This is a genomic window from Streptomyces sp. CWNU-52B (assembly GCF_047444975.1).
Taxonomy (GTDB): Bacteria; Actinomycetota; Actinomycetes; order Streptomycetales; family Streptomycetaceae; genus Streptomyces.
Genome location: NZ_JBLFJV010000060.1, coordinates 25,818 through 51,329, shown reverse-complemented (window position 1 = coordinate 51,329; position 25,512 = coordinate 25,818). Strand labels below are relative to the sequence as shown.

The 25,512-nt window shown below is 70.4% G+C and carries 22 protein-coding genes; 15 read left to right on the top strand and 7 right to left on the bottom strand.

Features of this window, described 5'->3' with window-relative positions:
- Positions 1-167 precede the first annotated feature (167 nt).
- Genes araD through ACLVWQ_RS38270 form a run of 3 tightly spaced genes read right to left on the bottom strand, consistent with a single transcriptional unit; the run spans position 168 to position 3,507 of the window.
- Positions 168-1,940, bottom strand: coding sequence for an L-arabinonate dehydratase (araD, locus tag ACLVWQ_RS38280; RefSeq protein ID WP_414113920.1), 1,773 nt, complete (start codon positions 1,938-1,940; stop codon positions 168-170).
- Complete coding sequence (locus ACLVWQ_RS38275) at positions 1,937-2,854, bottom strand: dihydrodipicolinate synthase family protein (protein WP_414113919.1); 918 nt, start codon at positions 2,852-2,854, stop codon at positions 1,937-1,939. Before ACLVWQ_RS38275 ends, araD begins: the two co-directional genes overlap by 4 nt.
- A complete protein-coding gene (locus ACLVWQ_RS38270; RefSeq protein WP_414113918.1) occupies positions 2,851-3,507 on the bottom strand; it encodes a GntR family transcriptional regulator in 657 nt (218 codons plus the stop codon). Before ACLVWQ_RS38270 ends, ACLVWQ_RS38275 begins: the two co-directional genes overlap by 4 nt.
- 355 nt (positions 3,508-3,862) lie before the next feature.
- Between ACLVWQ_RS38270 and ACLVWQ_RS38265 the strand changes: the two genes are divergently transcribed.
- The 5 genes from ACLVWQ_RS38265 (at position 3,863) to ACLVWQ_RS38245 (ending at position 9,416) form a co-directional block, all read left to right on the top strand.
- Positions 3,863-4,864 carry an NAD(P)-dependent alcohol dehydrogenase gene (locus ACLVWQ_RS38265; protein WP_414113917.1) on the top strand — a complete coding sequence of 334 codons (1,002 nt, stop codon included), beginning with the start codon at positions 3,863-3,865 and terminating at the stop codon, positions 4,862-4,864.
- A gap of 379 nt (positions 4,865-5,243) precedes the next feature.
- On the top strand, positions 5,244-6,416 hold the full coding sequence (locus tag ACLVWQ_RS38260) for a prenyltransferase/squalene oxidase repeat-containing protein (RefSeq protein WP_414113916.1): 1,173 nt from the start codon (positions 5,244-5,246) through the stop codon (positions 6,414-6,416).
- Positions 6,413-7,276 (top strand): hypothetical protein, encoded by an 864-nt coding sequence (locus ACLVWQ_RS38255; RefSeq protein ID WP_414113915.1) that lies wholly within the window; start codon positions 6,413-6,415, stop codon positions 7,274-7,276. The genes ACLVWQ_RS38260 and ACLVWQ_RS38255 overlap by 4 nt, the downstream gene beginning before the upstream one ends.
- Before the next feature lie 130 nt (positions 7,277-7,406).
- On the top strand, positions 7,407-8,030 hold the full coding sequence (locus ACLVWQ_RS38250) for a class I SAM-dependent methyltransferase (protein WP_414113914.1): 624 nt from the start codon (positions 7,407-7,409) through the stop codon (positions 8,028-8,030).
- A gap of 96 nt (positions 8,031-8,126) precedes the next feature.
- Positions 8,127-9,416 (top strand): MFS transporter, encoded by a 1,290-nt coding sequence (locus ACLVWQ_RS38245; protein WP_414113913.1) that lies wholly within the window; start codon positions 8,127-8,129, stop codon positions 9,414-9,416.
- Here ACLVWQ_RS38245 and ACLVWQ_RS38240 read toward each other — a convergent pair.
- Positions 9,350-10,519, bottom strand: a complete 1,170-nt coding sequence (locus ACLVWQ_RS38240; RefSeq protein WP_414113912.1) for a hypothetical protein — start codon at positions 10,517-10,519, stop codon at positions 9,350-9,352. The genes ACLVWQ_RS38245 and ACLVWQ_RS38240 overlap by 67 nt on opposite strands.
- A complete protein-coding gene (locus ACLVWQ_RS38235; RefSeq protein WP_414113911.1) occupies positions 10,516-11,457 on the bottom strand; it encodes a 5-dehydro-4-deoxyglucarate dehydratase in 942 nt (313 codons plus the stop codon). Before ACLVWQ_RS38235 ends, ACLVWQ_RS38240 begins: the two co-directional genes overlap by 4 nt.
- Before the next feature lie 272 nt (positions 11,458-11,729).
- On the opposite strand from ACLVWQ_RS38235, the gene ACLVWQ_RS38230 reads away from it, so the two are divergent.
- From ACLVWQ_RS38230 to ACLVWQ_RS38195, 8 genes are all read left to right on the top strand, one after another.
- Complete coding sequence (locus tag ACLVWQ_RS38230; RefSeq protein WP_414113910.1) at positions 11,730-12,554, top strand: NAD-dependent epimerase/dehydratase family protein; 825 nt, start codon at positions 11,730-11,732, stop codon at positions 12,552-12,554.
- Positions 12,555-12,846: 292 nt separating this feature from the next.
- Positions 12,847-13,617, top strand: a complete 771-nt coding sequence (locus tag ACLVWQ_RS38225; RefSeq protein WP_414113909.1) for a DeoR/GlpR family DNA-binding transcription regulator — start codon at positions 12,847-12,849, stop codon at positions 13,615-13,617.
- Positions 13,618-13,738: 121 nt separating this feature from the next.
- Positions 13,739-15,109, top strand: a complete 1,371-nt coding sequence (locus ACLVWQ_RS38220; protein WP_414113908.1) for an ABC transporter substrate-binding protein — start codon at positions 13,739-13,741, stop codon at positions 15,107-15,109.
- Complete coding sequence (locus ACLVWQ_RS38215; protein ID WP_414113907.1) at positions 15,106-16,044, top strand: carbohydrate ABC transporter permease; 939 nt, start codon at positions 15,106-15,108, stop codon at positions 16,042-16,044. Before ACLVWQ_RS38220 ends, ACLVWQ_RS38215 begins: the two co-directional genes overlap by 4 nt.
- Positions 16,041-16,922, top strand: a complete 882-nt coding sequence (locus ACLVWQ_RS38210) for a carbohydrate ABC transporter permease (protein WP_414113906.1) — start codon at positions 16,041-16,043, stop codon at positions 16,920-16,922. Before ACLVWQ_RS38215 ends, ACLVWQ_RS38210 begins: the two co-directional genes overlap by 4 nt.
- A complete protein-coding gene (locus ACLVWQ_RS38205; protein WP_414113905.1) occupies positions 16,919-17,908 on the top strand; it encodes a zinc-dependent alcohol dehydrogenase family protein in 990 nt (329 codons plus the stop codon). Before ACLVWQ_RS38210 ends, ACLVWQ_RS38205 begins: the two co-directional genes overlap by 4 nt.
- Positions 17,909-18,045: 137 nt before the next feature.
- Positions 18,046-18,267, top strand: coding sequence for a hypothetical protein (locus tag ACLVWQ_RS38200; RefSeq protein ID WP_414113904.1), 222 nt, complete (start codon positions 18,046-18,048; stop codon positions 18,265-18,267).
- 64 nt (positions 18,268-18,331) lie between these two features.
- Entirely contained in the window at positions 18,332-19,543 is a 1,212-nt protein-coding gene (locus tag ACLVWQ_RS38195) for a TerD family protein (protein ID WP_414113903.1), read from the top strand.
- 222 nt (positions 19,544-19,765) lie between these two features.
- Here the strand turns inward: ACLVWQ_RS38195 and ACLVWQ_RS38190 are convergent, their stop codons facing one another.
- Positions 19,766-21,229, bottom strand: coding sequence for an alkaline phosphatase PhoX (locus ACLVWQ_RS38190; protein WP_414113902.1), 1,464 nt, complete (start codon positions 21,227-21,229; stop codon positions 19,766-19,768).
- Positions 21,230-21,534: 305 nt separating this feature from the next.
- Here ACLVWQ_RS38190 and ACLVWQ_RS38185 point away from each other — a divergent pair, with 305 nt between their 5' ends.
- Positions 21,535-21,723: a hypothetical protein gene (locus ACLVWQ_RS38185; RefSeq protein WP_414113901.1), complete on the top strand. Its 189-nt coding sequence runs from the start codon at positions 21,535-21,537 to the stop codon at positions 21,721-21,723.
- Positions 21,724-21,820: 97 nt separating this feature from the next.
- Here the strand turns inward: ACLVWQ_RS38185 and ACLVWQ_RS38180 are convergent, their stop codons facing one another.
- Positions 21,821-23,263: a hypothetical protein gene (locus ACLVWQ_RS38180; protein WP_414113900.1), complete on the bottom strand. Its 1,443-nt coding sequence runs from the start codon at positions 23,261-23,263 to the stop codon at positions 21,821-21,823.
- Positions 23,264-23,679: 416 nt separating this feature from the next.
- On the opposite strand from ACLVWQ_RS38180, the gene ACLVWQ_RS38175 reads away from it, so the two are divergent.
- Complete coding sequence (locus ACLVWQ_RS38175; RefSeq protein ID WP_414113899.1) at positions 23,680-25,512, top strand: endonuclease/exonuclease/phosphatase family protein; 1,833 nt, start codon at positions 23,680-23,682, stop codon at positions 25,510-25,512.

Genomic DNA, 25,512 nt, shown 5'->3' with positions numbered 1-25,512 from the left:
CTCCGTTCTCGGGTGTGCGGGTCGAGCCGGTGGTACGGGCGCGCGATCCTGAGAGTGAGCAATCCTGAGCGATCTTGATGGCAAGCGCTTTCACGTACGGTGTGCGGAGTCCCGGCCGCGAGGCGCACGGCTCAGGGGCGGTACGGATGGAGACCGGGGGTTGCGAATCAGCCCGCGTACGGGTCAGGCACCTGGCCCGGCCGGGCCAGGAAGGTGAAGTCGCAGCCGGTGTCGGCCTGGGTGATCTGGTCGTTGTAGAGCGCGCCGTAGCCCCGCTCGTAGCGCTCGGGCGGCGGCGTCCACTGCGCCCGGCGCCGCGCCAACTCCTCGTCGTCCACGTTCAGTCGGAGCATGCGCGCCTCGACGTCGAGCGTGATGGTGTCGCCGGTGCGGACCAGCGCGAGCGGCCCGCCGATGTACGACTCGGGCGCCACGTGCAGCACACAGGCGCCGTAACTCGTACCGCTCATCCGGGCGTCGGAGATCCGCACCATGTCCCGTACGCCCTGCTTCAGCAGGTGGTCGGGGATCGGCAGCATCCCGTACTCGGGCATCCCGGGGCCGCCCTTGGGCCCCGCGTTGCGCAGCACGAGGACGGTGTCGGCGGTGATGCCCAACTCCGGGTCGTTGATGGTGCGTTGCATGGTCCTGTAGTCGTCGAAGACGACCGCTGGACCGGTGTGTCCGAGCAGGTGCGGCTCGGCGGAGATGTGCTTGATGACCGCGCCGTCGGGGCAGAGGTTGCCGCGCAGGACGGCGACGCCCCCCTCGGCGGCGACGGGGTTGTCCCGGGTGCGGATGACCTTGTCGTTGTGCACCCGCGCGGGGGCCAGTTGCTCGCGCAGGGTGTCGTGGGAGACGGTCGGCCGGTCCAGGTGCAGCAGGTCGGTGATGCGCGACAGGAAGCCGGGCAGTCCGCCGGCGAAGTGGAAGTCCTCCATGAGGTACGTCCGGCCGCCGGGCCGTACGTCGGCCAGCACCGGCACCGTGCGGGCGATCCGGTCGAAGTCGTCGAGGGTGAGCCGGGCTCCGGCGCGCCCGGCCATGGCGATGAGGTGGATCACGGCGTTGGTGGAACCGCCGAGTCCCAGGACGGTCGTCACGGCGTCCTCGAAGGCGTCCTGGGTGAGGATGTCCGACAACTTGCGGTCCCGCCGGACGAGTTCGACGATCCTGAGCCCCGAGGCGGCGGCCATCCGGTCGTGCCCGGAGTCCACCGCGGGGATGCTGGAGGCGCCGGGCACGGTGACCCCGAGCGCCTCGGCCGCCGCGGTGAGCGTGGACGCCGTACCCATGGTCATGCAGTGGCCGGGCGAGCGCGCGAGGCCGCTCTCCAGCTCGGTCATCTCGCAGTCGCCGATGAGTCCGGCGCGCTTGTCGTCCCAGTACTTCCACATGTCGGTGCCGGAGCCGAGGATCTCGTCGCGCCAGTGGCCCGGCAGCATGGGCCCGGCCGGCACGAACACGGTCGGCAGGTCGACGGACGCGGCGCCCATGAGCAGCGCGGGCGTGGACTTGTCGCAGCCGCCCATGAGGACGGCCCCGTCCACGGGGTAGGACCTGAGCAGTTCCTCGGTCTCCATCGCGAGCATGTTGCGGTAGAGCATCGGGGTCGGCTTCTGGAAGGTCTCGCTGAGCGTGGACACCGGGAACTCCAGCGGGAAGCCGCCGGCCTGCCACACGCCCCGCTTGACCGCCTGGGCGCGGTCCCTGAGGTGGACGTGGCAGGGGTTGATGTCCGACCAGGTGTTGAGGATCGCGATGACCGGCTTGCCGAGGTGTTCCTCGGGGAGGTAGCCGAGCTGACGGGTGCGGGCCCGGTGGCTGAAGGAGCGCAGGCCCTCGGTGCCGTACCACTGGTGACTGCGCAACTGCCTTGGCGCGTGCGGGCCCTGGCCCTCTCCGGAGGGTGCTGCCGCCGCCTGGCTGACGTCGGTCATATGGACCACCCCGCGGCGATGGCGGCGACCTCCGCGCGTTCGGACTCGGGCAGCTCCTTGCTCGGCGGGCGGACGTCCCGGCGGCACAGGCCGAGCGAGGCCAGGGCCTCCTTGACGACCGTCACGTTGTTGGCGGAGCCGCCCGCCGCGCGCAGTTCCTCGAAGCGGCGGATGTGCCCCCAGACCTTCATGGCGCCCGCGTAGTCACCGGATCGAAGCGCTTCGATCATGTTCAGCGAAACGGCCGGGGCGACGTTCACCAGGCCGGAGGTGAAACCGGTGGCGCCCGCCGAGAAGTACGAGGGCGCGTACGGCTCCGCGAGACCGGCCACCCACACGAAGCGTTCCAGCCCGGCGTCCCGCGCGAAGGCGGCGAAGCGGGCGGCGTCCGGCACGGCGTACTTCACGCCGATGACGTTCGGGCAGGCGTCGGCCAGTTGGGCGAGCCGGGCGCCGGCCAGCACCGGATTGCGGATGTAGGGCACCACACCCAGCTCGGGGACGGCCTCCGCGATGGCCCGGTGGTAGTCGACCCAGCCTCCCTCCGACACGTACGGGTGCACCGGCTGATGGACCATCACCATCTGGGCACCCAGCTCGCGGGCGTGGCGGGCGGAGGCGACGGCGGTCGGCAGGTCGTGCCCCACCCCGACCAGGATCGTCGCCCGGTCCCCCGCCTCGTCGATGGTCAACTCCGTGACCAGACGCCGCTCTTCGGGGCTGAGGGCGTAGAACTCGCCGGTGTTGCCGTTCGGCGTCAGGGTGCGTACGCCCCCGTCGAGCACCCGGCGCAGCAGCGCGCGGTGCACGTCCCGGTCGATGGAGCCGTCCGCCGCGAACGGGGTCACGGGGATCGCCACCACGTCGGCGAGGGCGGCCCGTTGGGCCTCGAACGTGGTCGTGGTCGCGGTCATTCCTGCTCACCCTTTCCCTGGGCCTCGGGGAAGGCCCGTTGCACGAACGAGGCGATGTGCGAGTGCAGGGCGCGTGCCGCGCCGTCCGAGTCGCCTTCGAGGGCGAGCCGCAGGATCTCCCGGTGCTCGGTGGCCTCGCGCTCCCAGGACGGGTTGGCGGCCCAGGCGACCGCGGAGACCAGGGCGGCCTGGTCCCGTACCTCGTCGAGCATCCGGCCGAGCAGGGGGTTGCCGCAGCGGACGTACAGGGAGCGGTGGAACTCGCGGTTGGCGAGCGACCGTTGGGCGGTGTCGGTGGCGGCGTCGGCGCGTTCGAGCGCCTCGCGGGCCGTGTCGAGAGAGGAGCCGCGCCGCACGGAGCGCCGCAGCGCCTCCGGCTCCAGGAGCAGCCGCACGTCGTAGACCTCGCGCGCCATGTCCGCGTCCACCATGCGCACCGTGACGCCCTTGTACTGGTTCATCACGACGAGCCCGGTGCCGGCCAGGGTCTTGAGCGCCTCGCGCACCGGAGTCTTGGACACCCCGAACTGCGCGGCGAGCTCGGTCTCGACCAGGGCCTGACCTGGCGTCAACTGGCCGGTGAGGATGCGGTGTTTGATCCCTTCCTGCACGAACTGCGTGCGGGAGGGGATCGGCGTGGGCACAGAGGTCATGCGCGCCTCTCGGTGTCACGGAGCCCCAGGCGGACCAGGACCTCGCGGGTCTGGTCTCGCGTTTCTGGATCTCGCGTATCGCGTCTCATATATGACGTACGAAGTACGACGCGACGAAGCTAGAAGCGCCTCTGTGTTTCGTCAATGCTTCTGACAGAAGAAGTTGTGGAGCGGCGTCCGGGGCATGACACCGGCTCGGCACAAGGGCTCGGCGCGGGTCGACCGCCTGCCGTACGGAAAGTCATCGCTTCCGCGCCCCGGATCGTGCTCAGGAGTCTGGTCAGCCCTTCGGGCCGCCGGGATGCTCGGGGCAACCGGGACACCGGGTGCCGGGAGCGGGAAGGGGAGTCACGCCATGAGGGCGATCGTGCAGGATGCGTACGGATCGGCGGATCGTCTGGAACTGCGGGAGATCGACCGTCCCGTGCCCCGCGAGGACGAGGTGCTGGTCGAGATCCGCGCGGCCGGTCTCGGCCCGGAGGTGTGGCACCTCATGACGGGCCGGCCCCTGGTGGCGCGCGTCGCCCTGGGACTCCGTAAGCCCAAGAACCCGGTACGGGGCTGGGACGGCGCCGGGCGGGTCGAGTCCGTCGGGGCGAAGGTGACCGACTTCAAGCCGGGCGACGAGGTCTTCGGCAACTGCGAGGGCTCGTTCGCCGAGTACGCGCGTGCGAAGGCGTCCAAGCTCGCCCTCAAACCGGTCAACCTCACCTTCGAGCAGGCCGCGGCCCTGCCCGTGTCGGCGATGACCGCCCTTCAGGCGCTGAGCGGCACGGCCCGTCCCCGGCCGGGCCAGCGGGTCCTCGTCATCGGCGCGTCCGGCGGTGTCGGCTGCTACGCCGTGCAGCTCGCCACGGGGTACGGCGCCGAGGTCACCGGTGTCTGCGGCCCCGGCGGCGCGGACTTCGTACGCTCCCTGGGCGCGACGCACGTCATCGACTACACCACCGAGGACATCATCGAGAGGAGCGCCGACGGCCACCACGACAGCTCGCACGACGGCCCGCGCTACGACGTCGTCGTCGACAACGCGGGGCAGCGCCCGCTGTCCGTCCTGCGCCGGGTCCTCGCCCCGCGCGGCACCCTGGTGATCGTCGGCGGCGAGGGCGGCACCGCGTTCCTCGGCGGCCTGAGCCGCGGCCTGCGGGCCGTGCTGCTCTCGCCGTTCGTGGGCCAGAACCTGCGCAACCTCGTCTCCGTGGCCCGCCGCGAGGACCTCCTGACCCTCAAGGACCTGGCGGAGAACGGCAAACTCGTCCCGCCCGTCGACCGCGCCTATCCGCTCGCCGAGACCGCCGAGGCCGTCCGCCATCTGGAGAAGGGCCACCCCCGGGGCAAACTCGTCATCACCCTCTGACGCCGTCGTCGGCCCGGCCACGCCGGGAGGGCAAGTCCTCGGCAACGGCTGACCGGAGGGGCCCGGCCGAACATCAGGGAGGACACCCAGTTTCTTCAGCACACCGAATCCCATATCGAACTGGAGTTTATTTCCCGCCCTGGGCGTACGGCCGATACTCAGGAAAAGTGAAGGACCGCTACCTTCTGCGTGCATGCCGTAGTACCTTCAAATGAACTGGGGAAACGGCAGGTGGACGGGGGCCCGCCTCATGGTGTCGGCAATCGGCTTCGGTATCGATCTAGCCCGCACGGAACAGGCATTGGAAAATGCCCTGTCTTTTATGCGGAACCGATTTCGGCCGGGGCAGTCTCCCGGCGCCGGCGGGTGGTACCACCAATTGGACGCGCCCGCCCCCGGCCCCACGGCCACAGCCGTCGGCCTCGACATGTTCCAGCGTGTCGGGGCCCCCTTCAGCCACTTCGACGAATGCCTGGGTTTTCTGCGCGAGCGTCAGGCCCGGTCGGCGGACTCCCTGGTGCACGGCGGCTGGTCGACCAACACCAGCCTCGGTCACCCCGTCATGGAGGCCACCGGCTGGGTCTCCTACGTCATCGGAACGGCCCGCACCGGTCTGGTCGGCAACGGCCCCGACGCCCGGTCGGCGTACGAGTGGCTGGTGAACAACCAGAACGCCGACGGCGGTTGGGGTTCACTGGCCGGCTGCCCCTCCCGGGTGTGGCTGACGTGTTTCGGACTGCGCGCGCTCCACCAGCTCAACCCGTACGCACCCGCGATCGAGAAGGGCCTCGAATGGCTGCTGGCCGCGCGGGGCGAGTCGGGCGGCTGGGGCGAGACACCGGGGCGGCCCCCGACCGCGACCCACACCTCGTTCGCCCTGATGACGATCCTCGAACTCCGCCCGCAGTGGAACGACACCCGCACGGGCCCCGCCTTCACATGGCTCACCGCCCACCTCGACACCACCAGACTCGACGACCGGAACGCGCGCGTGGAGAGCTACAACACCTCGGCCCTCGACGAGACCGGCACGCCCGTGGTCTGGCAGACCGTCATGCCGCACTACGGTCTCGCGTTCGCCGCGTCCGCGCTGCTCCGGCACCCCAAGGGCGCACCCGCCGAGCTGATCGCCAAGACCTTCGAGACCATCACGTCGGAGCAGTTGCCCAGCGGCGCCTGGCCCAACGTGCACGGCGGGTCGGGGGAGTCGATCTGGTCCGTGGCACCGTTCGTGAACGCCCTGTCCGACCTGCGGCGCGTCTCCCCGGCGACCTCGTCCGACCACATCCTCTGGTCGCCGTCCCTGGTCGTGATCCAGCGGGCCGACGCCGGCGACCAGCCGCTGACCGCGATCATCCGCGCGCAGCGCCGGGCCCGGTTCGCCCGCGCCTTCGGCCGTCACTGGTCGGTGGCCCTGCTCTCCCTGTCCGCGCTCCTCGGGATTCTCCTGGTGGGACTGGAGAGATTCACCTGGAAGGATTTCACACTCGGCCTCATTCTCCCCCTGGGGCTGTTCGCGACGGAACAGTACAAGAATCGGCGCACGGCATGAGGGGGGTCTCGTTGGACGATTTAGGGTGCACGTTCTGCCAGGTGCTCGCCACCGGACTGCCCACGGCGGAATACGTGGAGATGGCGCGGTCCGCCACCACGTTCGGGCCCGTCCGGCAGCACTGGCTCGTCGACCGCCTTCTCCTGCTGGCCGAGGTGGCTCCGCTCAACGCCGGACACGTACTGCTCATTCCGGATCTGCACATTCTCGCCGCCGCCCTCTTGTCGGCCGCCGAGACGATCAGATTCGACCAGATCTGCCGCGCGGTGGGCCTGCGACTGACCGAACGCTTCGGCCAGGACTCCTATCTGACCTTCGAGCACGGAACGGGCCGGACCGGAGCGCTCCTGCCCCGCCGGGTGAAATGCGCGCCCACCGAACACGCCCATGTGCACATCCTGCCGAACTCGGTCGGCCCGGAAGTGCTGGACCTGCTGGACCGGTACACGAGGGCGGACGGTTACACCGGAAGCCCCTTCGATCCAGCGGACTGGACAACCCGCAGGTCAGCGCTGGAGAAGCAGGGCTCCTCCTATCACTCCTTCACGGTCGGGACGCGCGAGGGGGAACGCGGCCTGCTCTTCCTGCCACCGGACGGCGCCTTGCCCTCACAGTATTTCCGGCGATTCGTCGCGCGGTACGCGCAGGGCTCCCCCGAAACATTCTCGGTGCGCTCGGACTGGCGGGACGAGGTCGTTTTCGCCGACGGCGCGGTACTGCACGACATCGCCGAGACAGCGCTGTTCCTGGAGGCGGGCGAGTGGCAGGAGAACCCGAGTGCACTCGGGAACCCTGGGGCCACCCGACAGAGTGACGCGAATCGCACAAGCACTCTGACGCCCACTCACGGGCATGAATGAGAGCAATGGCACAGCGATCATTGAGTGACGTTGCTAGGCTGCAACAACAGATCAATGCCAATCAATAGCAGATCAATAGAAGATCGACAGAGGGAAGGTGATCAAAATATTTCCCGCCGGATTATTGGACTTGGACGAAGAACAGGAGGCGGATCAGTTCTACAGCGGAACGATCGCCTCCTATGATCGCTGCGCCGCCCGTTACGCGGCCCAGAACGACTCGGTCGACGAAGTAAAAGATCTCCTCACGTTCTTCAACGAGGAAATCCCCTGCACCGCGTCCCTGCTCGACGTCGGATGCGGGCACGGTCGCGATGCCGAGTATCTGAGCTCACTCGGGCATCTGGTGTACGGAATCGACCGATCCGAAAAGCTTCTGCGCATGGCGCGCGAGCGAGTGCCCAAGTCGCACTTCGCACAGGGCGACGCCCGCGCACTCCCCTTCCGGGACGAGTCGTTCGACGGCCTCTGGATGAATGCGGTCCTGCACCATCTGATTCCGCCGCACATGCGTCAGTCACTGGCCGAATGCCACCGGGTACTGAAAGCCTCGGGTCTGCTCTTCATCAGCGTCCATCTCGACGATTCGTCGGGCTGGCAGGCCAAGGATCCTGACTTCGTGCGCTACTACGCCCGCATTTCGGGTGCCGTCCTCACGGAATTCCTCGATGACGCCGGGCTGACCCCGGTCCGGATGACGTCCCGCAGCGCGGAGTCCCGCTGGCTGCACTGCTTCGCCCGCCGCACCGGCTGACCCACCCCGCGGCAGCTCACCGCAACCCACGCCTGCTCACGGCTAGGGCACCTGCCCGATCCCCACCCCCGGGCCTTAGCCCCACGATGACCAGGCATGACGGAACACCCTGCACGAACACCACGGACGGCACGGACGGCACGCACGGCTCCCGCGGTGGTCCGCGTCCTGCGCGACCGCAACGCCGCCCTCTACCTGGGCGGAGTCGTGGTCTCCGGGTTCGGCTCGTCGGCGATGTGGCTGGTGGCCGGGGTCTGGGTGAAGGACCTGACCGGCTCCGACGGTCTGGCCGCGCTCTGTGTCTTCGCCCTCTGGGCACCCACACTGGCCGGCCCCGCCCTCGGCACCCTCGCGGACCGCACCCGCCGCAGACCGCTGCTGGTGTGGACGAACCTGGGCCTGGCCGTACTCCTCCTGCCGCTCCTCGCCGTCGACTCGCCGGGCACCCTGTGGGTCCTGTTCACCGTGCTCCTGCTCTACGGGGCCGCGGGCGTCGTCCATGACGCGGCGGAGTCGGCGCTGGTGGCCTCCGCCGTCGACGGTCAGCTCCTCGGCGACTTCAACGGCCTGCGCATGACGGCGGGCGAAGGCGTGAAACTCGTCGCGCCGCTCGCCGGAGCGGGCCTGTACGCGGCGTACGGCGGGGCCCGCGTCGCCCTCCTGGACGCGCTCACCTTCGCCCTGGCCGCGGGTCTCTACACGCTCCTGCGCGTGCGCGAACCGAGGCCGTCCCCCGCCGGGCCCTCCGCCGACCGGCGATCCCGGACCGCCGAAGGAGCCCGCTACCTGTGGAGCCACCCGGTCCTGCGCCCGCTCGTCCTCGCCGGCGGCACCACGATGTTCTTCTCGGGCCTCAACGGCGCGACGGTCTACGCGGTGGCGGAGGGCCTCGGCCACTCCCCCGCGTACGTGGGACTCCTGTACGTGGCGCAGGGCGCCGGTTCCGTGCTGATCGGGCCCGCCGCGGGACCGCTCATGCGGCGCCTGGGCGAGCGCCGGTTCGCGGGGTACGGCATCGCGCTGACCGCCGTGGCCGTGGCGGCCCGCGCGCTCCCGTACGACGCGGTGGCCCTCGCCTCGGCCGCGGCGGTCGGCGTCGGGCTCCCCTGCGTCCTGATCGCCGCCCTCACCGCCGTCCAGCGGGAGACCCCGGACGCCCTCCTGGGCCGTACCGCCGCGACCGCGGGCACCCTGCTGTTCGCGCCGAGCGCGGTGGGGCTCGGGCTCGGCGCGGGGCTGGTCGAACTCGTCCCGTACCAGGCGCTGCTGGTGATCCTCGGCAGCACCCGGCTGGTGACCGTGCTGCCTCTGCTGCGGCGTCAGCCCAGCCGCGCCAGCGCCCCCGCGACCAGCGACAGGTCCGCGTCGGACGCCAACCCCGCGTGATACAGCCGCACTTCGGTGGCGCCGAGCCCGGCCGCCGCCGTCGCCTCCTCGAAGAGGTCCGCGGGACGGCCGCCCATCCCGCTCACCACGGTGAAGTTGGCCGCCAGCACGGTCCCCTCGACGGCGTGCGCGGCGAAGGGCCTCAGCAGCCCCGCCCCTCCGGTGCACGGCACGACCACGCCGTCGGCGACCGTCAGGACGTGCCCGGGATCCACCCCGGCGTTCGCACCCACGTGGTAGGAGTCCGGGTCCGCGTGCAACAGGATCTGGAAGCCCTCGGGGGCCGCCGCGCGCACGGCGCCGACCACCTCCGTCTGGAGGGAACGCGCGACGGAGTCCCGCCACGCGCGCGTGGCCGTCGCGAGCTCACCGCCCAGCAGCTTCTCCACGGCCTCCCAGCCCCCGGTGGGCGTCTCGCCGCGCCACACGGGCTCCAGTGCGCGCCGGACCGCGTCCGCCGACTCGTCCGGGTCGAGACCCAGTCCCGTATATCCGTCGCGGCACGCGGGGCAGAAGCACAGCGACATCAGATACGTCCCGGCATCCCCGAGCGCCACGCCCGCCGTCTTGTCGTGGGCGTGCAGATGCGGGAGCCCGTACCAGCCCAGGGACTCCAGTTCCGTACCCGCCGCGCCGGGCCGGACCGCCGCCTCGACGGCCAGGCCGGTCAGGTAGGCGCGGGTCTCGGGCTGTGCGACGCACGGGGCCCACGGATAGCGGTCCCCGTAGGCGTTGACCACGGAGGTGTCCGGGAACTCCTCGCCCATACGGGAGTTGTGCGCGAGGACCACCCAGGTGTGCACGTCCAGGCCCGCCCCGGCGAGCGCCTCGGCGGCCTGCCCGTACGCGTCACCCGGCGCCCAGTCCCCGGCGGCGTACGGCCGCAGCCTGCGCCCCTGCCAGCGGGCGGGGTCCGCCGGGTAGAGCACGGCCGCGTGCGAGGCGGTGACGATACGGTGCCGGGGGTGGCGGGGGGTCAGCGCGCGCGTGGAGTGGTACGCGGACGCGAGCGTCGCCTGCCGCACCCCGAGCCCGGCGACGCGCTCCGCCGCCCCGGGGTCGCCGTTGACGTCCCACGGATAGACGAACGCCGACGCCTTCACTTGCCCTCCTCGACGAGCGCGTGGCCACGCTCGATCAGCCGGCCGAGCTGCTTGATGTGGTCCTCGGCGGGCTCGTTCAGCGGTGACCGCACCTCGCCCACGTCGAGCCCCCGCAGCCGTACGCCCGCCTTGACCAGGGAGACGGCGTATCCGCGGCCCTGGGCGCGCAGTTCGACGAACGGCCGGTAGAAGCCGTCGAGCAGCCGGTTCACGGTGGCGTCGTCGCCGGAGCCGAACGCCCGGTGGAAGGCCAGCGCGATCTCGGGCGCGAAGCAGAAGACGGCGGAGGAGTAGAGCGTGATGCCGATGCCCCGGTAGGCGAGGCCGGTGAGTTCGGCGGTCGGCAGCCCGTTGAAGTACAGGAAGTCGCCCGGGACTTCGGACCGTACGGCGCTGACGATGCGCTGCATGAGGTCGAGGTCGCCGGTGCCGTCCTTGAAGCCGATGATCCCCTCGGTGCGGGCCAGCGCCACCACGGTCTCCGGGGTGAACACGGCGTTGTCCCGCTGGTACACGACGACGTCGAGCGAGGTGGCGGCGGCCAGTTCCGTGTAGTGCCGCAGCAGCCCCTCCTGCCCGGCGACGACGAGGTACGGCGGCATGGCGAGCAGCCCGTCCGCGCCGGCCTCCTCGGCGAGTCGCGCGTACCGCAGCGCGAGCGCGGTCCCGTAGCCCGCGCCCGCGACGACCGGCACCCGCCCCGCGGTCTCCTCGACGGCCGCCCGGACGCAGTCCTGGAACTCCTCGGGGGTGAGCGCGTGGAACTCCCCGGTGCCGCAGCAGGCGAAGACGGCGGCGGCACCGGCCTCGACACCCCGCCTCACGTGCTCGCGGTAGACGTCCAGGTCCACGGCCCCGGCACGGTCGTACGCCGTGACGGGGAAGAACAGCGGCCCGCTGGGGATACTGAGTCGGGCGGCGAGGGGGGCTGACGACACGGGCTCTCCCTGAGGCAACACGCACACGCCACCCGTGCACGTTTCTGACTAGCGTCTATATCCCTGAACATACCCAAGCTAAAGCGCCCTCTTGGGGCCGGTCAAGCGGGCAAACCCGCATTCCCTGAGCAATAAAAGACCGGAAACGAAACGGAAGGGCAGCGGATTTTCCGCCTCCGCGCGACACTTGACGCGGCCGGTGAACGATCCTTAGCGTGTCCAAGGATGTGAACGCCGTGTGCGCACGGCTGCTGATTCTAGGAGACCCGAGGATGCCCGCTCCCCGCACCGTTCTGCTCACCGGCGCCGCCGGCGGCCTCGGCACCCTGATGCGCGGGCTGCTGCCCGCCTACGGCTACGAGCTCCGCCTCCTCGACCTGCGCCCGATCGAGGGCGAGCCGGACGCGATCACCGCGGACCTCGGCGACAAGGAGGCCCTGCGCGAGGCCGTCCGAGGCGTGGACGCCGTCATCCACCTCGCGGGCATCTCCCTGGAGTCCACCTTCGACAAGATCCTCAAGGCGAACATCGAGGGCACGTACAACCTGTACGAGGCCGCGCGCGAGGAGGGTGTCGGGCGGATCGTCTTCGCCTCCTCCAACCACGCGGTCGGCTACACCCCGCGCCCCGAGGGCGAGGCGCCCCACGAGCCGGGCGCCCTCATCCCCATCGACACCCCGGTCCGCCCGGACACCTTCTACGGCCTCTCCAAGGCGTTCGGGGAGGACCTGGCGCAGCTCTACTGGGACAAGCACGGCCTGGAGACCGTCTCCGTACGCATCGGCTCCTGCTTCCTGGAGCCGACCACCGTGCGCATGCTGTCCGTCTGGATGAGCCCCGGTGACGGCGCCCGCCTCTTCCACGCGGCCCTGACCGCCGAGGACGTCGGGCACACCATCGTCCACGGCTCCTCCGCGAACACCCGCCTGTGGTGGGACCTGTCGACCGCCCGCGCCCTCGGCTACGCACCGCAGGACGACTCGGAGCAGTACGCGCAGAAGCTGATCGCCGAGCAGGGCGAGCTGGATCCCGCCGACCCCGGCCACGCCCGGCTGGGCGGCGCCTTCGTGACCAGTCCGCCGATATGGCCCTACTGATGCCCGTGTCCGGCGATAGCGGGCCCGGCTGACACTTCCAGCCACTCCGTTCGGACCGTCCCACAGGACGGACGGGCACCGAACGGACCCGTTCACCCCGCCGTTCGGGCATGCCCGATGCCCGAATTCCGCTCCGCCCCAGGTCCGACGCGGGCGACAGGCCCGTCGAACGGGCGCATACGGGCGTCATCGGGCCCGCAACAGACCTGGTCAGCGGCGCGTACCCGCTGTAGAACTTCCCCCATGGGTCGTACCGGGCCCGAACGGGCAGTACGCGAAGGAGCGGGAGCGGGTGTCGGGCATGAGTGCGGAGGACCGCCAGAGGGAAATCGTCAAGACCGCCCGCCGCGCCGGCGCCGTCGACGTGAACGAACTCGCCGCCGAGCTGGGCGTCGCCCGGGAGACCGTGCGCCGTGATCTGCGCGCCCTGGAGGACCACGGGCTCGTCCGCCGTACGCACGGCGGCGCCTACCCCGTGGAGAGCGCCGGCTTCGAGACGACCCTCGCCTTCCGCGCCACCAGCCACGTACCCGAGAAGCGCAGGATCGCGGCAGCCGCGGCCGAGCTGCTCGGGGACGCCGAGACGGTCTTCGTCGACGAGGGCTTCACCCCCCAGCTCATCGCCGAGTCACTGCCCCGGGACCGGCCACTGACCGTGGTCACCGCGTCCCTGGCCACCGCGGGCGCGCTCGCCGAGTCCGAGAACAAGACGGTGCTGCTGCTCGGCGGCCGGGTCAGGCCCGGCACGCTGGCCACCGTCGACCACTGGACGACGAAGATGCTCGCGGGCTTCGTCATCGACCTGGCCTTCATCGGCGCCAACGGCATCTCACGCGAACACGGCCTCACCACCCCTGATCCGGCCGTCAGCGAGGTCAAGTCCCAGGCGATCCGGGCCGCGCGACGGACCATCTTCGCGGGCGTGCACACCAAGTTCGGCGCCGTCAGCTTCTGCCGGTTCGCGGAGGTCAGCGCCCTGGAGGCGATCGTCACCAGCAGTTTCCTCCCCGCCTCCGAGGCACATCGCTACTCGATGCAGGGGCCGCAGGTCGTCCGAGTCTGACCGCGAGCGAGCCCCACCAGGAGTCCAGAAACCCAGTCCATCCACCGCACAGGCATCACATCAGAGGCACCGCACACTCTCCACGCCATCCCTTTTGTACTGATAAATCCAGGAGCGATCCATGCGAACCCAGAGCCGACGGAGGCCGCGCGCGATGTTCGCCGCGGCCGCCGCAGGGACGCTGCTCGCCCCGCTGCTCTCCGGCTGCTGGGCCGGAGCCGGCGGGGCGGGCTCCGGTGGCAACTCCATCAACGTCCTCATGGTCAACAACCCCCAGATGGTGGAGTTGCAGAAGCTCACCGCCGCTCACTTCACCAAAGAGACCGGCATCAAGGTGAACTTCACCGTCCTGCCCGAGAACGACGTCCGCGACAAGATCAGTCAGGACTTCGCGAACCAGGCCGGCCAGTACGACGTCGCCACCCTGAGCAACTACGAGATACCGATCTACGCCAAGAACGACTGGCTGCACGAGATGGACTCGTACGTCGCGAAGGACCAGGCGTACGACGAGCAGGACGTGCTCAAGCCCATGCGCCAGTCCCTCACCGCGGACGACGGCAAGCTCTACGGACAGCCCTTCTACGGCGAGTCGTCCTTCCTGATGTACCGCAAGGACGTGTTCGCCGAGAAGGGCCTGACGATGCCCGACAAGCCGACCTGGACCGAGGTCGCCGACCTGGCGGCCAAGGCCGACGGCGCCGAGTCGGGCATGAAGGGCATCTGTCTGCGCGGCCTGCCCGGCTGGGGCGAGATCATGGCCCCGCTCACCACGGTCGTGAACACCTTCGGCGGCACCTGGTTCGACAAGAACTGGAAGGCGCAGCTCGACTCCCCCGAGTTCGTGAAGGCGACCAAGTTCTACGTGGACCTCGTCCGCAAGCACGGCGAGTCCGGCGCGGCCCAGTCGGGCTTCGCCGAGTGCCTCAACAACCTGACCCAGGGCAAGGTCGCGATGTGGTACGACGCCACTTCCGCGGCCGGTTCCCTGGAGGCGGCCAAGTCCCCGGTCAAGGGCAAGATCGGCTACGTGCCGGCGCCGGTCGAGGAGACCAAGTCGTCCGGCTGGCTCTACACCTGGGCCTGGGGCATCCAGGACGCGTCCCGCAACCCCGACAAGGCGTGGAAGTTCGTCTCCTGGGCGTCGAGCAAGGAGTACGAGCAGCTGGTGGGCGACGAGATCGGCTGGTCCAACGTGCCGGCCGGCAAGCGCGCGTCGACGTACACGAACGCCGACTACCGCAAGGAGGCCGGCGCCTTCCAGGAGATGACCAAGCAGGCCATCGAGGACGCCCGGCCCACCGATCCCGGCGTGCAGCCGCGGCCCGCGCCCGGTATCCAGTTCGTCGGCATCCCCGAGTTCACGGATCTCGGCACCAAGGTCTCGCAGGAGATCAGCGCGGCCATCGCCGGACGCCAGTCCGTCGAGTCGGCCCTGAAGAAGTCCCAGAAGCTGGCCGAGGAGATCGCCGAGGAGTACGAGGGACGATGACCGCGACAACGACAGCCCCAGTGGCCGCACCACCCGTACGCACCGAGAAGCGCCCCTCCGGCCGCATGCGCGCCTGGGCGACCAGGGCCCCGCTCCTGCCCGCCCTGATCTTCATGGTCGCCGTGACCCAGCTCCCCTTCGTGGCCACGCTGGTGATCTCCTTCTTCGACTGGAACGCCCTCTATCCGGACGCCCGCAGCTTCACCGGATTCGGCAACTACTCCGAGGTCCTCACCGACGCCGCCCTGCGCAAGTCGGTCTGGACGACGATCCTGCTGACCGCCTCCGTGGTGATCGCCAGCCTGGTCCTCGGCCTGGCGCTCGCCCTGCTCCTGGACCGCAAGTTCCGGGGCCGCGGCGTGGTCCGTACGCTCCTGATCGCACCCTTCCTCGTGGTCCCCGTGGCGGCGGCACTGCTCTGGAAGCACGTCCTCTACAACCCCGAGTACGGCCTGTTCAACGGCCTGTTGCACTACGTGGGCGGGCCGGAGCCCGACTGGATCTCCAACACCCCGCTGCTCGCCGTCGAGATGTCCCTCGTCTGGCAGTGGACGCCGTTCATGATGCTGATCCTGCTGGCCGGCCTGCAGAGCCGGGACAGCGCGCAGATCGAGGCGGCGGAGGTCGACGGCGCGAGCGCCTGGCAGGTCTTCCGCTATCTGACGCTGCCCCATCTGCGCCGCTACCTCGAACTGGGCGCCCTGCTGGGCTCGATCTACATCGTCCAGAACTTCGACGCGGTCTTCACCATCACGTCCGGCGGACTGGGCACCGCGAACCTGCCCTACACCGTCTACCAGAGCTTCTACCAGGCCCACGAGAACGGCCTCGCCTCCGCGGCCGGCGTCCTGGTCGTCATCGGCTCGATCATCATCGCGACCTTCGCACTGCGCGTGGTCTCGTCCCTGTTCCGCGAGGAGGTGTCCCGCGCATGAGTGCCACCGCTGCAGACGTACGTCCCCGCACCACCGAGTCCGCCCGACCCGGACCCCGCCGCCCCAAGGGCAGGGGGCTGGGCCTGGTCGCCTGGCTGGTCGGCATCATCTTCTTCCTGCCGATCGCCTGGATGGCCCTGACGTCCTTCCACTCCGAGCAGGACGCGGCCACCAATCCCCCGTCCTTCGGAGCGGCCCTCACCCTCGACGGCTACCGCGAGTTCTTCGGCACCGGCGGCGGCGCGAGCCCCTGGCCGGCGCTCACCAACTCCCTGGTGGCGTCGCTGGCGTCGACGCTCCTGGTCCTGATCCTCGCCCTGCCCGCGGCCTACGCGCTCTCCATCCGCCCGGTGAAGAAGTGGACGGACGTCCTCTTCTTCTTCCTCTCCACGAAGATGCTGCCGGTCGTCGCGGGCCTCCTGCCGATCTATCTCTTCGCGAAGAACACCGGGATGCTGGACAACATCTGGCTCCTGGTCATCCTCTACACCTCGATGAACCTTCCGATCGCGGTGTGGATGATGCAGTCGTTCCTCTCCGAGGTCCCGGTGGCGATCATCGAGGCGGCACAGATCGACGGCGCGAAGCTGCCGACGATCCTCACCCGCGTCGTGGCGCCCATCGCCCTGCCGGGCATCGCCGCCACCTCCCTCATCTGTTTCATCTTCAGCTGGAACGAGCTGCTCTTCGCCCGCGTGCTGACGGGTGTGGTGGCGGAGACCGCCCCGGTCTTCCTCACCGGCTTCATCACCAGCCAGGGCCTGTTCCTGGCGAAGGTGTGCGCCGCGTCGCTCGTCGTCTCCCTGCCGGTGCTCGCCGCGGGGTTCGCCGCCCAGGACAAACTGGTCCAGGGCTTGTCACTGGGAGCCGTCAAATGAAGGCCGCCGTCATCGAGTCCGTGGGAAAGGCCGTCGTCGCCGAGGTCCCGGACCCGACGCCAGGACCCCGCGAGGTCGTCGTGGAGGTCGCGGCCTGCGGGCTGTGCGGTACGGATCTGCACATCCTCCAGGGCGAGTTCGCGCCCAAGCTGCCGATCGTCCCCGGGCACGAGTTCGCGGGCGAGGTCGTCGGAGTGGGCAGGCAGGTCACGGAGGTGTCGGTCGGCGACCAGGTCGCCGTGGACCCCTCGCTCTACTGCTACGAGTGCCGGTACTGCCGTACGGGCCACAACAACCTCTGTGAGCGCTGGGCCGCGATCGGCGTGACCACCGCGGGCGGCGCCGCCCAGTACGCGGTCGCCCCGGTGGCGAACTGCGTGAAGCTCCCCGAGCACGTACGCACCCAGGACGCGGCCCTGATCGAGCCCCTGTCCTGCGCGGTACGCGGCTACGACGTGCTCAACTCCCGCCTGGGCTCCCACGTCCTGATCTACGGCTCGGGAACGATGGGCCTGATGATGCTGGAGCTGGCCAAGCGGACCGGCGCGGCGAGCGTGGACATGGTGGACATCAACGAGAAGCGTCTGACGACCGCCAAGCAGCTGGGCGTCTCGGGCTCCGCCACCAGCGCCGACGAGCTGGAGCGGCCGCAGGGCTGGGACCTGGTGGTCGACGCCACGGGCAACGCGGCGGCGATCCAGGACGGGCTCGGCCGGGTCGCGAAGGCCGGTACGTTCCTCCAGTTCGGCGTGGCGGACTATGCGACCCGGGTCTCGATCGACCCGTACCGCATCTACAACCAGGAGATCACCATCACCGGCTCGATGGCCGTGCTCCACAGCTACGAGCGCGCGGCGGAGCTGTTCGCGACGGGTGTCCTGGACCCGGACGTCTTCATCAGCGACCGCCTCCCGCTGGACCAGTACCCGCAGGCCCTGGAGCAGTTCGCCTCCGGCGTGGGCCGAAAGATCGTCGTGATCCCGTAGGCACCCCCGGACCCCGCTGAAAGATCGCGCAGTTCCCCGCGCCCCTGAATACCTGGGGCGCGGGGAACTGCGCAGTTTTGTGGCGGGGGCGCGAAAACCCGTGGGCGCCCCCGTCCGCTCCCCCTTACCATCCCCTCATGTCCAAGCCCCACGGCTTCGCCTACACCCACCACCCCGACGACTCGGTGACGATCACCCACAACGCCCGCCCGGCCACCACCCTCCGCGGCCCGAGAGCCACCCGGTTCCGCGCGGAAGTGGAATCCGGCGACCCCCAACTGGTCATGGCCCGCTGGACGGGCAACTACAAGCACGGCAACGAACGCACCGCCCGCAACCACCCCCGCAACCGCCCCTGACCCGATTGGCGGCTTGGTAAGGGAACGGCAAAGCGGGTCCGCTCGTTCACCCGGCATGACAGCTATGACCCCCGGCTCGAACATCCCTCTCCCCGTCACCCGCGTGACGGTGGACGTCGCCGCCCCGGTGCGGCTCGACGTATCGGGCCTGCTGCTCACCGCCGACGGCAAGGTGCGCTCCGACGACGACTTCATCTTCTACAACCAGCCGTCCGGCCAGGGCGTGACGTACCGCTCCGGCGGCGGCACCGCCCCCGACTCGATCACGGTCGACACGACCGCCGTGCCCCCGGGCATCGAGAAGATCGTCGTCACCGCGAGCCCGGACGCGGCGGGCCAGACGTTCCAGGGCATCGAGCCGACCGCGACGATCCGCAGCGCGGACGACGGCGCCGTCCTGGCCTCCTTCACCCCGCCCCAGCTCGGCGCGGAGACGGCCCTGGTCATCGTCGAGGTGTACCTGCGCAACGGCGCGTGGAAGGCCCGAGCGGTGGGTCAGGGCTACTCGAACGGCCTGGCGGGCATCGCCACGGACTTCGGCGTCACGGTGGAGGAGCCCGCCGCCGCACCCCCGGTCGCCCAGCCGGCCCCGCCCGTCCCGACGTTCCAGACCCCGGTGACCCCCCAGGCCCCCGTCACCGCCCCGCCGGTCCCGCCCGCGCCTCCGGCGGCCCCGCCGGCCCCCGCCCCGGGCACCGGAAAGATCAACCTCGACAAGGGCCGGGTGAACCTCCAGAAGAACCAGACGGTATCCCTGACCAAGGGCGGCAGCCCCTTCCTCTCCCAGGTGAAGATGGGCCTGGGCTGGGAGCCCGCGTACCGCGGCAAGGACATCGACCTGGACGCCTCGGTCATCGCCTACGGCCCCCAGCGCAACCACATCGACAGCTGCTACTTCGGCAAGCTCTCGATCGTGAACGGCGCGATCAAGCACTCCGGCGACAACCTCACGGGCGAGGGCGGCGGTGACGACGAGGTGATCGTCGTCGACCTCGGCCGCCTCCCCCAGGAGGTCACGGGCCTGGTCTTCACGGTGAACTCCTTCTCCGGCCAGAAGTTCACCGAGGTCGCCAAGGCCTACTGCCGCCTCCTGGACGCCGCCACGGGCGAGGAGCTGGTCCGCTTCGACCTCACCACGGCGGAGCCCCAGACCGGCGTGATGATGGCCAAGCTCATCAAGCAGTTCTCCGGCGAGTGGGAGATGACGGCCCTCGGCAACTTCGTCAAGTCCCGCACGGTCCGAGGCATGGTCAAGCCGTCGGCCCAGTCCCTCTAGGCCTACCCGGCAGCACCACGGCCCCGCCCCCCGCCCACGAACGCGACCGGGGCGGGGCCGTGCCGGTATGTCATGCCCGTCGCGTACGGCTCCCGCAAGATGCGAGCACATGTCCCGGCTGACAGCCGTATACACGGAAGGCGACAGGCGGACGTACCGGCACGGCCCCGCCCCCACCCACGACGGACGGAGGCCACTCGTCCATGAGGCCGGGCCCTGCCGTCAGCGGCGCCGCTGCCTCTTCCAAGGCCCCTTGATCGCGACCATGATGCCCGGCACCTGGATATTCGCGTACAGGGTCTTTCCGTCGGGCGAGAAGGTGACGCCGGTGAATTCGCTGAACTCGGGCTCGTCCTCGGTGCCGATGTTCAGGTCGTTGCGGGCGATGGGATAGGTACGACCGCTGTCGGTCGCGCCGAAGAGGTGGGAGACGCCCTCGCCGTCCTCGGCGATGACGAGGCCGCCGTACGGGGAGACGGTGATGTTGTCGGGACCGTCGAAGGCGCCGTCCGCCGACGGGTCGGGGTTCACGCCGAGCAGGACCTTCAGCGTCAGCGTGCGGCGCCTGGGGTCGTAGAACCAGACCTGCCCGTCGTGCTGGACCGGGCTCTCCTCACGGGCGTAGGAGGAGACGAGGTAGGCGCCCCCGTCGCCCCACCACATGCCTTCGAGCTTGCGGGCCCGGGTGACCTCGCCGGTGTCGAACTGCTCGCGCACCGGGACCTGGGCACCGTCCCGGTCGGGTACGTCGATCCAGTCGACCCCGTACACCGTGCCGATCTTGGTGGCGCGGGACAGGTCGTCGACGTAACGGCCGCCGGAGTCGTAGCACTTGGGCGCCTGGAGCACACCCGCGTCGTCCGCGAGGGTACGGAACCTGCCGCGGCCGTGGGTGAAGCCGTGCGGGGGCTTCCAGCGGAAGAACAGGCCGTTGGGCTCGGCGTCGTCCTCGGTGAGGTAGGCGTGGCCGCGCTTCGGGTCGATGACGACGGCCTCGTGGTCGTACCGGCCGAAGAACTTCAGCGGTTTGGGGTCGCGGTTGGCACGGCGGTCGCTCGGGTCGACCTCGAAGACGTAGCCGTGGTCCTTGGTCATGCCGTTCTCGCCGGCCCGGTCGGAGTTCTCCTCGCAGGTGAGCCAGGTGCCCCACGGGGTGCTGCCGCCCGCGCAGTTGGTTGAGGTGCCCGCGATGCCGACCCACTCCGCGACGGCTCCGCCGGGACGCACCTCGACGACCGTGCAGCCGCCGGACGCGGCCGGGTCGTAGACGAGGCCCTCGGTCAGCGGCACCGGGTGCTCCCAGTCGGCGCGCGGGCCCTTCAGCTCGTGGTTGTTGACGAGGAGGGTCGTACCGCGCGGCCCGTCGAAGGTGGCCGTGCCGTCGTGGTTGGAGGGGGTGGACTCGCCCGACTCCAGCTTGGTCTTCCCGCTGTAGGTGATGACGCGGTACGAGAACCCGGCGGGCAGCGCGAGGATGCCTTTCGGGTCGGGCAGCAGCGGCCCGTAGCCGACGGCTCCGCCGTGCCGCCCTGCGCCGTGCGCGTCGGGGCCGTCGCCCGCGGTCTCGGTGTCCGTGGACGCGAGGGCGCCGGGCGCGGTGGCGAGCGCGCCGACGCTGCCGATCAGGGCGACACCGGCACCGGTGAGCGCGGATCGTGCGGTGAAGTCTCTGCGGGTGAGCGACATGCTGTCTCCTGTGACGGTGGAGTGTGACCGTGAAGGGCGACCCTGGAGAGTGGCGGACCCGGCTGTCGGCCACACGCTCCCGTCCGCGACTTAACGCCGGTTGAACGCCACCCGTCATCGCGGGTACCCCTTGCGTGAACGCGACTCGTTCGGCCCGTCCGCACCGCACCCACCCGTACGGCCCAACAGCCCTCGCATCCGAACGGTTGGCCGGAATAATCTCGGTACCAAGGATCCGCACGACCCATGGGAGGCGAGCCGAAGTGGACGCGCGTCAGGCACGCCATCTCCATGAGGACCGGCTGATGGCACTCGCCCACGTGAGCGGCGTGGGCACCGGCCGCGACGAGGAGTCGGGCGAGGACGTCATCGTCGTCTTCGTCACCCGCAAGATCCCCCGCGAGGAGCTCCGCCCGGAGGACGTGGTCCCGGACGAACTGGAGGGCGTCCCGGTGCGGGTGCTGGCCATGGAACCCCCGGACCCCGCCGACTAGGGGCGCGGGGAACGGCGCAATCTTCCAGCGGGGGTCTGGGGGCGCAGCCCCCAGGGACGGGGAGGGAAGGGGCGGCGGGGGCGGGAAGAACGCCCCCCTAACCCCCCTGCTGCGACCGCGCCTTGAACGCCGCCTTCCGCGCCTCCTTCGCCACCCTCTTGTCAGGATGCAACCGCCCCATCGCCTCCAGCACGTCCGGCGTAGCGGGATGCTCCACCCGCCACGCCGCGGCGAAGAAACTCCCGTGCTGCGCCGCGAGCCCCTCGACCAGCGCCTGCAGTTCCTCGGAGTTCCCCTCCGCGGCAAGCTGCGCGGCGATCGTGTCGACGGTCAGCCAGAACACCATCTCCTCGGACGGCGCGGGCACATCCGCGACCCCCCGCTCGGCGAGCCAGACCCGCGCGAGCCCGCCCAGCTCGGCGTCGTCGAGCACCTCGTGCAGCGCGGGCGCGGCCGCCCCGCCGACGAGGGACAGCGCCTGCTGACAGTGCAGCCGCCGCAACGGCGCCCCCACGTCGGCCCCGCGCGCCGCGGCGAGCAACTCCCGCGCGGCGTCGAGGGGTTCACGCCGGGCGAGCCACTGCTCGGTCTCCGCCTGCGCGGCCGTCGGCGGAAACGTGGAGGTGCTGTCGAGGAGCACATCGGCCCCCTTGTCCGCGAGGTCGCCCACCGCGGGCGCCGCGAACCCGGCCTCCAGAAGCCGCGCCCTGATGCCGTACACCCCGAGCGGGGTGAGCCGCACCATGCCGTACCGGGAGACGTCCGTGTCGTCCACGCCCCCCACCGCGGCGGCGGCCTCCTCACCGGCGTCGACGTCGGCCATGAGCGCCTCGTCGACGGGCTGGAAGTCGACGAGCCCGACCGGCTCCAGCAGCCGGAACTGGTCGTCGAGCCGCATCATCGCCTCCGACACCTGCTCCAGGACGTCGTCGGTGGGCTCCCCCATGTCGTCCGGCACGATCATCGACGCGGCGAGGGCGGGCAGCGGCACCGTGCCCTCGCCCGGCCCCTCCTCACCGGCGGTCAGCAGATAGAGGTTGCCGAGGACCCCGTCCAGGAAGTCCGCCTCGGCCTCGGGGTCCCAGTCCAGCGCGGAGAAGTCGATGTCGCCGCCCTCGTCCATGGCCTCCATGAGGTCGTCGAGGTCGGGCACGCTCGCGTCGGCCAGCACCGTCTCCAGGGCACCGAGCCACAGCCCCAGCACGTCCTGCGGCGCGCCGGAGAGGACGAGACCGAGGTCCTCGCCGGCGGTGACGGTCCCCTCCTCCTCGTCCACGACCGCGAGCAGCCCGGTGTCCACGGCGACCCGCCAGGACTCACTGGCGTAGGCCGCGGCGTCCTCGCCGTCGAGCCCCAGTTCCGCGGCCGCGGCGGCCAGTTGTTCCTCGACGAGTTCGCCGCCGGCTCCGACCCGGGTGTCCGGACCGGCCCAGCGGGCGAGCCGCACGGCACGCGAGAGGAGCGGTGTGGCGAGCGCGTCCCGCGCGAGCTCCGCTTCGGAGCGCAGACGCACCGGCGGCAAGGGGGAGCTGTCTGACATCGGCTGGTTCTCCTAGGACGAACGGTCGGACGTATACCTCGGCGGACTCGGCGGACGCGACGCGCACGAGGCCCGCGGGACACCGGGGAGAACGCTCTCCGGCCGCCCCGGAAGTGCAACCTCAGCCTAGACGGATTTGGGCCCATGCCGCCCGGTTCATGAACCTGTCAGAAGTGTTCAACCGGGAAACCTTGACAAGTGTCGTGACCGGATACGAGATTGACGCGCGTAGAAACTCACGGACGACTCCGCGAATCCGTCCTCTACGCGCGTCACGGACTCGCCCGTCGAACACCTCACCACCCGCCTTCTCCCCACTCCCCACTCCCCACTCGCACCTCGCACCTCGCCACCATCGCCATTTCACCGTCTCGCCCTCGCCCCGGGCGCCCACGCACGTCCCCGGAGGGATTCCCTTGCCGAGCAAGACTTCCGCACGTATAGCCGCCCTCACCGTCGCCGCCGTCTGTTCCACGGTCTCCTCGGTGGTCCTCACCTCGCCCGCCCACGCGGACACCGTGGCCGTTCACGACATCCAGGGCGCCACCCGGACGTCCCCGCTCGTGGGCCGCCAGGTCACGGACGTGGCCGGCATCGTCACGGGCGTACGTACCTATGGTTCCTCCCGCGGTTTCTGGATCCAGGGACCGTCCGCGGACGACGACCCGGCCACCAGTGAGGGCGTCTTCGTCTTCACCAGCTCCACGCCGACGGTCGCCGTCGGGGACGCGGTCACCGTCTCGGGCACGGTCACGGAGTTCGTGCCGGGCGGCGCCTCGACCGGCAACCAGTCGGTCACCGAGATCACCCGGCCGGCGGTCACCGTCGTGTCGAGCGGCAACGCGCTGCCCGAGGCGGTCGTCGTCAACAGCCGTTCCGTACCCGCCGCGTACGCGCCCGAGGGTGACGCGGCGGCGGGCGGCTCGACCGGGGGCCTCGTCCTGCGGCCGAAGAAGTACGCCCTCGACTTCTACGAGTCCCTGGAGGGCATGAACGTCACGATCGGCTCGTCGCGCGTGGTCACCGCGACCGATCCGTACTCCGAGCTGTGGGTGACGGTCAAGCCGCACGAGAACCCGAACCGCCGCGGCGGCACCGTCTACGGCGCGTACTCCGCGCAGAACACCGGCCGTCTCCAGATCCAGTCGCTGATCCCCACCGCCACGGAGCCGTTCCCGACGGCGGACGTCGGGGACACCCTCAAGGGCACCACCGAGGGCCCGCTCGACTACAACCAGTTCGGCGGCTACACGCTGACCGCCCGCACCCTGGGCACGGTCGAGGCCGGCGGCCTGGAGCGCGAGACGACCCGCGGGCAGTCGCGCACGGAGCTGGCGGTCGCCACGTACAACGTCGAGAACCTCGACCCGGCGGACGACACGTTCGCCGACCACGCGGCCGCGATCGTGGACCGCCTCCGGTCGCCCGACATCGTGTCCCTGGAGGAGATCCAGGACAACAACGGCGCGACGAACGACGGTACGGTCGCCGCCGACCTGACGCTGCGCAAGCTGACCGACGCGATCGTCGCCGCCGGCGGCCCGGCCTACGCGTGGCGCTCCATCGATCCGGTGGACCTCGCGGACGGCGGTGAGCCGGGCGGCAACATCCGCCAGGCGTTCCTCTACAACCCGGCGCGGGTCTCCTTCGTCGACCGTGCGGGCGGCGACGCCACCACCGCCGTCGGCGTCACGAAGGTGCACGGCAAGGCGCGGTTGACGCTCTCGCCCGGCCGTATCGACCCGGCGAACGAGGCGTGGACGAACAGCCGCAAGCCTCTCGCGGGCGAGTTCGTCTTCCGCGGCAAGTCGGTCTTCGTGATCGCGAACCACTTCGCCTCGAAGGGCGGCGACCAGGCGCTGCACTCGCAGTTCCAGCCGCCGGCGCGCAGCTCGGAGACCCAGCGCCACCTCCAGGCGACCGCTGTGAACACCTTCGTCAAGGACATCCTGGCGAAGCAGCGGAACGCGGACGTCGTCACGCTCGGCGACATCAACGACTTCGAGTTCTCCAGGACGACGAAGCTCCTGGAAGGCGGCGGCGCCCTCTGGTCGGCCGTCAAGTCCCTGCCGGAGAGCGAGCGTTACAGCTACGACTACCAGGGCAACAGCCAGGTCCTCGACCAGATCCTGATCAGCCCGTCGATCCGTGGGGGAGGCGGCTTCAGCTACGACAGCGTGCACATCAACTCGGAGTTCCACGACCAGATCAGCGACCACGACCCGCAGATACTGCGGTTCCGCCCGTAG